The sequence below is a fragment of the Ligilactobacillus aviarius subsp. aviarius DSM 20655 genome, from assembly GCF_001436315.1.
GTDB classification, from domain to species: domain Bacteria; phylum Bacillota; class Bacilli; order Lactobacillales; family Lactobacillaceae; genus Ligilactobacillus; species Ligilactobacillus aviarius.
The window spans coordinates 1-373 of sequence record NZ_AYZA01000017.1 but is presented as its reverse complement, the minus strand read 5'-3'; the positions used below and the strand labels follow the sequence as shown (position 1 = coordinate 373).

Annotated in this window: 3 tRNA genes; all 3 read right to left on the bottom strand. The window is 52.3% G+C overall.

The window, feature by feature from the left end:
- Window positions 1–61 precede the first annotated feature (61 nt).
- A tRNA-Leu gene (locus FC33_RS03520) sits at window positions 62–146 on the bottom strand.
- 14 nt (window positions 147–160) lie between these two features.
- Window positions 161–233, bottom strand: a tRNA-Lys gene (locus tag FC33_RS03515).
- Window positions 234–236: 3 nt separating this feature from the next.
- Window positions 237–309: transfer RNA gene (locus FC33_RS03510), tRNA-Val, on the bottom strand.
- Window positions 310–373: the final 64 nt, after the last annotated feature.

The window sequence follows — 373 nt, the reverse complement described above, 5'->3', positions numbered from 1 at the left end:
ACCTCCGACCCTCTGTTTACAAGACAGATGCTCTACCAACTGAGCTAAGTCAGCATAGCAATGGTGCGGGTGAAGGGATTTGAACCCCCACGTCCGAAGACACTAGAACCTAAATCTAGCGCGTCTGCCAATTCCGCCACACCCGCAAAATTGACATCCATGAGTCGCGAGGGGCTCGAACCCTCGACCCTTGGATTAAAAGTCCAATGCTCTACCAACTGAGCTAGCGACTCAAATGGAGGATACAGGGCTCGAACCTGTGACCCCCTGCTTGTAAGGCAGATGCTCTCCCAACTGAGCTAATCCTCCATATTAATAAGCACGGCAACTTCCTACCCTCGCAGGAGGCGTTCCTCCAACTACTATCGGCGTT